Source organism: bacterium, from assembly GCA_030654305.1.
In the GTDB taxonomy this organism is placed as follows: Bacteria; Krumholzibacteriota; Krumholzibacteriia; order LZORAL124-64-63; family LZORAL124-64-63; genus PNOJ01.
In genome coordinates this window covers 1-7,811 of sequence record JAURXS010000386.1, presented here as the reverse complement: position 1 = coordinate 7,811, position 7,811 = coordinate 1, and the positions used below count along the sequence as shown (strand labels likewise).

Sequence of the window (7,811 nt, the reverse complement as noted above, 5' to 3'; positions counted from 1 at the left end):
GCAAGCCCGTCCCTTGACGGCGGCGGTGGCGCTCCCTATCATCCGTCCTCGTGCCGGAGTGGCGGAATTGGTAGACGCGACGGACTCAAAATCCGTTGCCCCTCGGGGCGCGTGGGTTCAAGTCCCACCTCCGGCACCACCATATTCGAGGGCGGCCCCCGGCCGCCCTTTTCAAATTTGTGGCACGACGAGTTCGGCCTCGCCCGGGCAGGGCCGATACCGTCCCTACTTCTGCGACATGAAACCGTACCGGTAGTCCCGCGGCGGATCGAAGGTCTCCTTGATCGTCCGCGGCGTCGTCCACCGGATCAGGTTCAGGTACGACCCCGCCTTGTCGTTGGTGCCCGACGCCCGCGAGCCGCCGAAGGGCTGCTGCCCCACGACCGCCCCGGTGGGCTTGTCGTTGATGTAGAAGTTGCCGGCGGTGCCGACCAGCTCCTGCTTCATCGTCTCGATCACGCCGCGGTCGCGGGCGAAGACCGCCCCGGTCAGGGCGTAGGCCGAGCCCTTGTCGCACAGCCGCAGGGCCTTGAGCCAGTCCTTGTCCTGGTAGACGTGGACGGTCAGGACCGGCCCGAAGATCTCCTCGCGCATCGTCACGAAGTCGGGGTCCTTGGCCTCGATGACGGTGGGCTCGATGAACCAGCCCTTGCCGTCGTCGCAGCCGCCGCCGGCGATGATGCGGGCCTGGCCACGGGCCTTGCGGGCCTGGTCGAGGTAACCCTTGATGCTCCGGAAGGCGCCCTGGTCGATGACCGCACCCATGAAGTTCGTGAAGTCGGCGGGGTCGCCCATCTTGATCGAGGCCACTTCGGCGAGCAGGTGCTCCCGCACCTGCGGCCACAGCGAGGCCGGGACGTAGGCGCGGCTCGCCGCCGAGCACTTCTGGCCCTGGTACTCGAAGGCGCCGCGCACCAGCGCCGTCACCAGCGCGACGGGATCGGCCGAGGCGTGGGCGAAGACGAAGTCCTTGCCGCCGGTCTCCCCCACGATGCGCGGGTAGCAGGCGTACTGGCGGATGTTGGCGCCGATGGTGCCCCACATGTTCTGGAAGACCTCGGTGCTGCCGGTGAAGTGCACGCCGCCGAGGTCCGGGTGCTCGATGACCGGGTTGCCCACCTGGCCGCCGCTGCCCGGGATCATGTTGATGACGCCGTCGGGCAGGCCCGCCTCGCGCAGGATCTCCATGATGTACCAGGCCGAGTAGACGGCGCTCGAGGCCGGCTTCCACAGCACCGTGTTGCCCATCAGCGCCGGCGCCGTCGGCAGGTTGCCGGCGATGCTGGTGAAGTTGAAGGGGGTCACGGCGAAGACGAAGCCGTCCAGGGGCCGCTGCTCGAGCATGTTCCACATGCCGGGTCCGGACTCGGGCTGCTCGCTCATGATGTCGTGGGCGAAGGCGGGGTTGAAGCGCCAGAAATCGATCAGCTCGCAGGCGGAGTCGATCTCGGCCTGGTAGGCGGTCTTGCTCTGGCCCAGCATCGTGGCGGCGTTCAGGGTGCTGCGGCGGCGGCCGGCCAGCAGCTCGGCGGCCTTCAGGAAGACCGCGGCCCGCGCCTCCCAGGGCAGCGCGGCCCAGTCCTTCTTGGCCTTGCGCGCCGCCGTCGCGGCGGCCTGGACGTGCTTGGCGCTCGCCTTGTGGTAGACGCCCAGCAGGTGCCGGTGGTCGTGGGGCAGGCGGCATTCGCCGAGGTCGCCCGTGGCGACGTCCTTGCCGCCGATGACCAGCGGGATCTCGATCCGGGTGCCGGCCAGCTCCTTGAGCTTCGCCTTCAACGCGGCCTTCTCGGGCGATCCGGGCAGGTAGCCCAGGATGGGTTCGTTCATCGGCAGCGGCGGGATGGGCAGCATCTGGGACATGACGTTCCTCCGTGTCGTGCGGACAGGTCCGGTCGCGGACAGGCCGCGACACCGTGCGCCCGTTGCCTGGCGCATGTCGCCTGTCAAACTATGGACAACCGGCCCGCCGGCCGCAACCCCGGACTCGCCCCGCCTCCGGATCCCTGCTACATTGGTGGCCGCCTTCAACCTGCAGCGGGAGAACCATGCCGAACAAGAACCTCATGAACGTCGAGAGCCACATCCTGGAGATGCAGCGCCTGCACCCCAGCGCCAGCGGCGACTTCACCAGCCTGCTGGGCGACATCGCGTTCGCGGCCAAGATCATCGCCCGCGAGGTCACCCGGGCCGGCCTGGTCGACATCCTGGGCAGCACCGGCGCCAGCAACGTCCAGGGCGAGACCGTCCAGAAGCTGGACGACTACGCCAACGCCGTCATGCTGAAGGTCGTCGGCCGGCGCGGCCAGGTCTGCCTGATGGCGTCCGAGGAGCTGGCCGACCCCGTCCGGGTCGACATCCGCGAAGGCAGCGGCAAGTACGTCGTGGTCTTCGACCCGCTCGACGGCAGCAGCAACATCGACGCGAACGTCTCGATCGGCACGATCTTCAGCATCTACCGCCGGCGCTCCCGCCTCGCCGCCATCGGCGACGCCGACCTGTTGCAGCCCGGGCGCGACCTGGTGGCCGCCGGCTACGTGGTCTACGGTTCCTCGACCATGTTCGTCCACACCACCGGCCACGGCGTGCACGGCTACACCCTGGACCCGGGGATCGGCGAGTTCCTGTTGAGCCACGAGAACATCAAGATCCCCTTCGCCGCCGGGATCTATTCGGTCAACGAGGGCAACGAGCCCCGCTGGTCGCTGGCCGTGCGCGAGATCGTGCGCCGGCTGAAGTACGGCCGCCAGGAGAGCGGCGGCATGTCCGCGCGCTACATCGGATCGCTGGTGGCCGACTTCCACCGCGACCTGCTCTACGGCGGCGTCTTCCTCTACCCGCCCACCGACCGGGCTCCCGAGGGCAAGCTGCGCCTGCTCTACGAGGCGGCGCCGCTGGCCCTCATCGCCGAGCACGCCGGCGGCTACGCGAGCGACGGCAAGGGCCCCATCCTCGACCTCGTGCCGCGGGAGGTCCACCAGCGCACGCCGCTGTACGTGGGCAGCCGCGAGACGGTGATGTGGATCGAGAAAATGTTGTGCGACCCGGCGTTCGGCGCCGGGGACTGAAGGCGGGCGAAGCGCGACCGGGTCAGCGATCCTTGGTCTGCAGGCCCTTGGTCTCGGTGACCAGCGCCAGGGCCATGGCCTTGCAACGCGGCCGGTGGACCGTGCCGGCGGGGATCAGCATCGCCTCACCCTGCCGCACCGTGACCGTGGTGCGGTTCATCTCGATGTCGATCATGCCCTCGAGGATGTAGATGAACTCGTCGGCCGAATGGCTGTGGGCGATGTAGTCCCCGCTGTAGCGCACGATGAAGGCGTGGTAGGCGCCGTCCAGTTCGGCGACTTCCACGGGCCGGAAGGGCTGGGCCAGGTCGCGGGCCCGCTTCAGCACGGGGATCTTGGGCACGATCGCTCCTCCCTGCTCGCTACAAACTCCCTGTTCTCTACTCGGACAAGAGGGCTCCGGCCAGCTCCGCCGCCTCCGAGCCTGGAAATTCGGTCTGCAGGCGGTCCAACAGGCGGCGCGCTTCGGCGTCCTGCCCGAGCGCGTGGGCCGCGGCGACCGCCTTGTGCAGCGCGTCGGCCCGGCGGTCGGAGTCCGGATAGCTTTCCAGCAAGGTCAGCAAAGCGTTCAGGGCCGCCTGCTGGTCGCCGTCGTCGGCGGTCATCGCGGCCAGCCAGTACTCGGCGTCATCGGCCTGCTCGCTGCGCGGGTAGCGGCCCAGGAAATCCCGGAAGCCCTGGCGGGCGGCGTCGTAGTCGCCCCGGCCGCGATCCGACATGGCAGCGTTGAACAGGGCGCGCCCCTCCTCGGGCAGGGCCGCGAGGTCGGCGCCGCCGGTCGGCGCCGGCTTGAATTCGCCGAGCGTGGGGATGCCCAGGCGCGTGGTCAGGAGGTCCACGCGGGCCGACAGGTTGCGCATGTATTCCTGGTTGTCGGTCTGCTGGCCGGCGGCCTGGTCCAGGCGGGCCAGGATCTGCGAGAGCTGGGTCTGCAGGCGCGCGTCGGTCTCCAGGCCCGACCCCTCGCCGCTGCGCAACAGCGCCAGCAGGGCCGTGACGTCGCGCCGCAGCGCGGTCTGCTCGTCGGCCAACCGCTGGATCTCGACCGTGTTGGCGTCGACCGCCGTCCCGAGTTCTTCGAATTGCGGCGCGCACCCGGCCGCAAGTGCGGCCAGGTACGCGCCGGCCATCAGGACGGCGAAGCCGGCGGTGCGGCGCTGCGGCATCGCGGTCACCTACGGGCGCGCGAAATGGGCGCGGCGGTTCTTGGCCCAGGAAGCCTCGGTGCTGCCGGCGACGAACGGGCGCTCTTCGCCGTAACTCGTGACGCGCAACTGGCCGGCCTTCACGCCCAGGTTCGCCAGGTAGTCGCGCACGGCGGCCGCGCGCTTCTCGCCCAGGGCCAGGTTGTACTCGACCGTGCCGCGCTCGTCGCAGTGGCCCTCGATCAGGTACACGACATCGCCGTGCTCCTTCATGATCTTCGCGTTCGCGGTCAGCGTGGTCATGGTGGCGGCGCTGAGGGTGTACTCGTCGTAGGCGAAGTACACGTCCTCGATGCCGTACTCCTGGGGCGACATGGTCGCGTAGTTCGTGACGGGCGCCGGCGTCTCGGTGACCGGCGTCTCCTCGACGACCTCTTCGACGGGCGGGGTCGTGACGACGGTTGCCGTGTTGTCCACGACCGGAACGTTCTTCTTGCCGCCGCAGCCGACGGTCATGAGCAGGGCCGCCAACAGCATGCCGATCAGAGCTAGGGTCCGCACCATGGCTATCCGACTCCTTTTCTGAAGTGACTCAACCCACCGGATTCCATATTCCAAGCCAAGATAACACGGATTTTCACTGGGACCAATCAGGAGTTGTATCGGGTTCCCCGCCCTTCGTCAACTGCCGGATCGACCCGTCCTCGACGTCCAGGACGTAGAGCTTGAAGACCCCGGTGCGGTCCGAGGCGAACACCACGTGGCGCCCGTCCGGGGCCCAGCTGGGGTCTTCGCAGTTGCGCCAGGAGGCGTCGGTCAGCAGGCGGCGGTTCTCCCCGCCCGCCTCGATGAGCATGAGCTGGGTGATCTCCTGCTCGCGGCAGGCGTACACGATCCGGTCCCCGCGGGGCGACCACTCGGCCGAGTCGTTGTACTTCCCCTCGAAGGTCAGACGCCGCCGGCCGGTGCCGTCGGCGTCCATGACGTAGAGCTGGGGCGAGCCGGTCCGGTCGCTGGTGAACACGATTTCGCGGCCGCCCGGGGACCAGCTGGGCGAGACCTCGATCGACTCCGAGACGGTCAGCCGACGGACGATGCGTCCGTCCAAACCGAGGCGGTAGATGTCCGGCTGGCCGGCCTTCGACAGGGCCACCACCAGTTCCTGCCCGCCGGGGTGCCAGGACGGCCCCAGGTTCGAGCCGCTGGTCTCGCCGACCATGCGCACCGCCCCGGTCGCCGCCTCGAGGACGTAGGTGCCCTGCTGACCCTGCCGAAAGGACATGAAGGCGACCTGCTTGTTGTCCGGGGACCAGGACGGGAACAGGTTCAGGGTGCGGTTGGAGGTCAGCCGCAGCAGGCCCTCGCCGTCGTAGTCGACGCACCAGATGTCCCGGCGGTCCCCGCTGCCGCGCGCGAACACGATGCGGGACAGGCTGATGCCGGGCAGGTCGGTGAGCATGCGGATGACCTGCTCCACGAAGTGGTGCGCCGTGGCCCGCAGCCGGTCGGGCCCCGGCTGGTAGCGCTTGGAGAGCAGGACCTGGCCGCCGGGTTCCGAGAGCAGGCGCAACGTGAGCGCGGGCGATGACGCGCCTCCGGTCGGCAGGCCCTCCAGCACGCCGTCGATGCGGTAGTGGCTCGGCGCCTTGCCGGCGACCTGGTCGCGCGTCAGCAGGCGGAACAGGCCGCTGAAGTCGAGGTCGGAGCGGATGACGGCGTCGACGGTGCCGGCCGCCGCCCGGGCCTCGGCGCCGCCGGCCTGCACCTCCGGCGGCTGCACCAGGATGTCGGTCAGTTCGGCCGCCGAACGGTCGGCTCTCATGATGTATTCGCCCTGGGCCGCGGCGGGCGCGACGGTCGCCAGCAGGACGAGGGCCGTGGCCAGGATGTCGCGCGCGATGTCGTGCCGCATGGTCAGTTCCCCGCCGTCAGCGTGAAGATGTAGGTGATGCCGATCCCGCGCCCGGCCATGCCGGCGGGGATCGGCAGGAAGGTGCCGACCGCTTCCACGGCCCGCAGGGCCTCGCGATCCATCAGGGGCACGCCGGAACCGGCGCTCACCGTCGGCCGCGAGAGGCGGCCGTCCTGCTCGACCTGGAAGTGGATCGAGCAGGTCACCGGGGCCCCGCTGCGGAACCCCAGCTTCCTCGGCTGCCAGTTGCGGGCGATCCGCTGCTCGAGCAGGTCGAGGTAGTACTGGTACTGCGGCGCGACGGTGACGTCGGCGCCGAGGCGGGGCGTGGCCGCGGCCGGACCGGCCGTCGTCGGCGTGGCGGCGTCGGGTTGCGCCGGCTGGCGATCCGGGGCGGCCGGTTTCGCCGCCGGCTTCGTCACTGGTTTGACCGCCTCTTTCGGCGCCGGCTTCTTCTCGGCGGCCTTGGGGACGACCGCGGGCCGGACTTCCGGCTCGGCGGCGGGTTGCGGCGGCGCCGTCTGGACCTGCGGGCGCGGGCTGGGCAGTTCGGCCAGACGCACCGAGATCGCCCGCTGGCGCGGCATCGGCTGGCGCACCACCTGGGACCCGAACAGCAGCAGCGCCACGATGAAGAGTGCGTGCAGCAGCAGGGAGGCCGGCAGCGCGCGGTTCACGGGCGGTCCCTCTCCCCTAGGTCCTGGTCCGCGACCAGACTCAGGTTCGAGAAGCCCTCCTTCTCGATGGCGGCCATGACCCGCAGCACGAACCCGTAGGGCACGTCCTCGTCGGCCCGCAGGTAGACCGGCAGCGTCGCGCGCTTGTCGGCGAAGACGGCGAGGCGGGCGGCGAGGTCGGACATGGCGATCGGGTCGTCGTCGAAGTGGAGCGTGCGCTCCTTCGTCACGGTGATGATCGGGCCCTCTTCGACGATCACCTCGCGGGTCTCGGCCTGCGGCAGGTTGACCTCCACGCCGCCCTGGATGTAGGGGGCGGTGAGCATGAAGATGATCAGCAGGCAGAGGGCGATGTCCACCAGCGAGGTGATGTTGATCTCGGAGAAGCCGCGGTAGGCCGAGCGGCGTCTCATCGGATCTGTTCCTTCTCGTGCGGCTCGGGCCGGCGGGCCTGGGCCTGCCGGGCCTCCCCGGCCGACGGCGCCGCGTCCTCCATGATCGAGCGCAGGCGTTCCATCTCGTTGCCGATCAGGTCGATCTTGCGCACGAAGAGGTTGAAGAACACCACGGCCGGCACCGCGGCCGACAGGCCGGCGATGGTCGTGATCAGCGCTTCGGCGATGCCCGGCGCCACGACGGTGAGGTTGGCGCTGCGCAGCACCGACATCTCCCAGAAGGCCTGCATCAGGCCCCAGACCGTGCCGAGCAGCCCCAGGAAGGGCGCCACGGTGACGGTCGTCGACAGGATGATCAGGTAGCGCTCCAGGTTCTCCGTCTCGGCGTAGGCGACGCGTTCCGAGGCGCGCCGCACGGCCTGGCTCGTGGGCTGCCCGACGGTCTCGCGCCAGAGGTTGGCCAGGGGCAGGTCCGGGTGGCCGCGGCACCAGGCGTCCAGGTCGCGGCGGTCCAGCCGGCCCTGCAGCCAAGCGTCGCACTGCTCCCAGAACTCGGCGTGGCCGCGCCGCACGGCCGCGAGCAGGCGGCCGCGGTCGAACATCACGGCCCAGCACAG

Annotated in this window: 9 protein-coding genes and 1 tRNA gene; 2 read left to right on the top strand and 8 right to left on the bottom strand. The window is 70.0% G+C overall.

Annotation, left to right across the window (positions count from 1 at the left end):
• Positions 1–52 precede the first annotated feature (52 nt).
• Positions 53–139: transfer RNA gene (locus Q7W29_11125), tRNA-Leu, on the top strand.
• 86 nt (positions 140–225) lie between these two features.
• On the opposite strand, the gene pruA is transcribed toward Q7W29_11125, so the two are convergent.
• A complete protein-coding gene (gene pruA / locus Q7W29_11120) occupies positions 226–1,860 on the bottom strand; it encodes an L-glutamate gamma-semialdehyde dehydrogenase (GenBank protein MDO9172368.1) in 1,635 nt (544 codons plus the stop codon).
• 185 nt (positions 1,861–2,045) lie between these two features.
• Between pruA and fbp the strand changes: the two genes are divergently transcribed.
• Positions 2,046–3,065, top strand: coding sequence for a class 1 fructose-bisphosphatase (gene fbp / locus Q7W29_11115; GenBank protein ID MDO9172367.1), 1,020 nt, complete (start codon positions 2,046–2,048; stop codon positions 3,063–3,065).
• A 22-nt stretch (positions 3,066–3,087) separates the two neighbouring features.
• On the opposite strand, the gene Q7W29_11110 is transcribed toward fbp, so the two are convergent.
• The 7 genes from Q7W29_11110 to Q7W29_11080 all read right to left on the bottom strand — a co-directional run.
• Complete coding sequence (locus Q7W29_11110) at positions 3,088–3,408, bottom strand: cupin domain-containing protein (GenBank protein MDO9172366.1); 321 nt, start codon at positions 3,406–3,408, stop codon at positions 3,088–3,090.
• Positions 3,409–3,445: 37 nt separating this feature from the next.
• The gene (locus tag Q7W29_11105; protein MDO9172365.1) at positions 3,446–4,231 is read right to left on the bottom strand and encodes a tetratricopeptide repeat protein; all 786 of its coding nucleotides are present in this window, start codon (positions 4,229–4,231) and stop codon (positions 3,446–3,448) included.
• Between the two features lie 9 nt (positions 4,232–4,240).
• Positions 4,241–4,774 (bottom strand): peptidoglycan-associated lipoprotein Pal, encoded by a 534-nt coding sequence (gene pal, locus Q7W29_11100; GenBank protein ID MDO9172364.1) that lies wholly within the window; start codon positions 4,772–4,774, stop codon positions 4,241–4,243.
• 73 nt (positions 4,775–4,847) lie between these two features.
• Positions 4,848–6,122, bottom strand: a complete 1,275-nt coding sequence (locus Q7W29_11095; protein MDO9172363.1) for a hypothetical protein — start codon at positions 6,120–6,122, stop codon at positions 4,848–4,850.
• Positions 6,123–6,124: 2 nt separating this feature from the next.
• Positions 6,125–6,799, bottom strand: coding sequence for a TonB family protein (locus tag Q7W29_11090; GenBank protein MDO9172362.1), 675 nt, complete (start codon positions 6,797–6,799; stop codon positions 6,125–6,127).
• The gene (locus tag Q7W29_11085) at positions 6,796–7,212 is read right to left on the bottom strand and encodes a biopolymer transporter ExbD (protein MDO9172361.1); all 417 of its coding nucleotides are present in this window, start codon (positions 7,210–7,212) and stop codon (positions 6,796–6,798) included. The genes Q7W29_11090 and Q7W29_11085 overlap by 4 nt, the downstream gene beginning before the upstream one ends.
• Positions 7,209–7,811 (bottom strand): MotA/TolQ/ExbB proton channel family protein (locus tag Q7W29_11080; protein ID MDO9172360.1); only part of this gene is annotated, 603 nt, incomplete at its 5' end. The genes Q7W29_11085 and Q7W29_11080, both read right to left, overlap by 4 nt.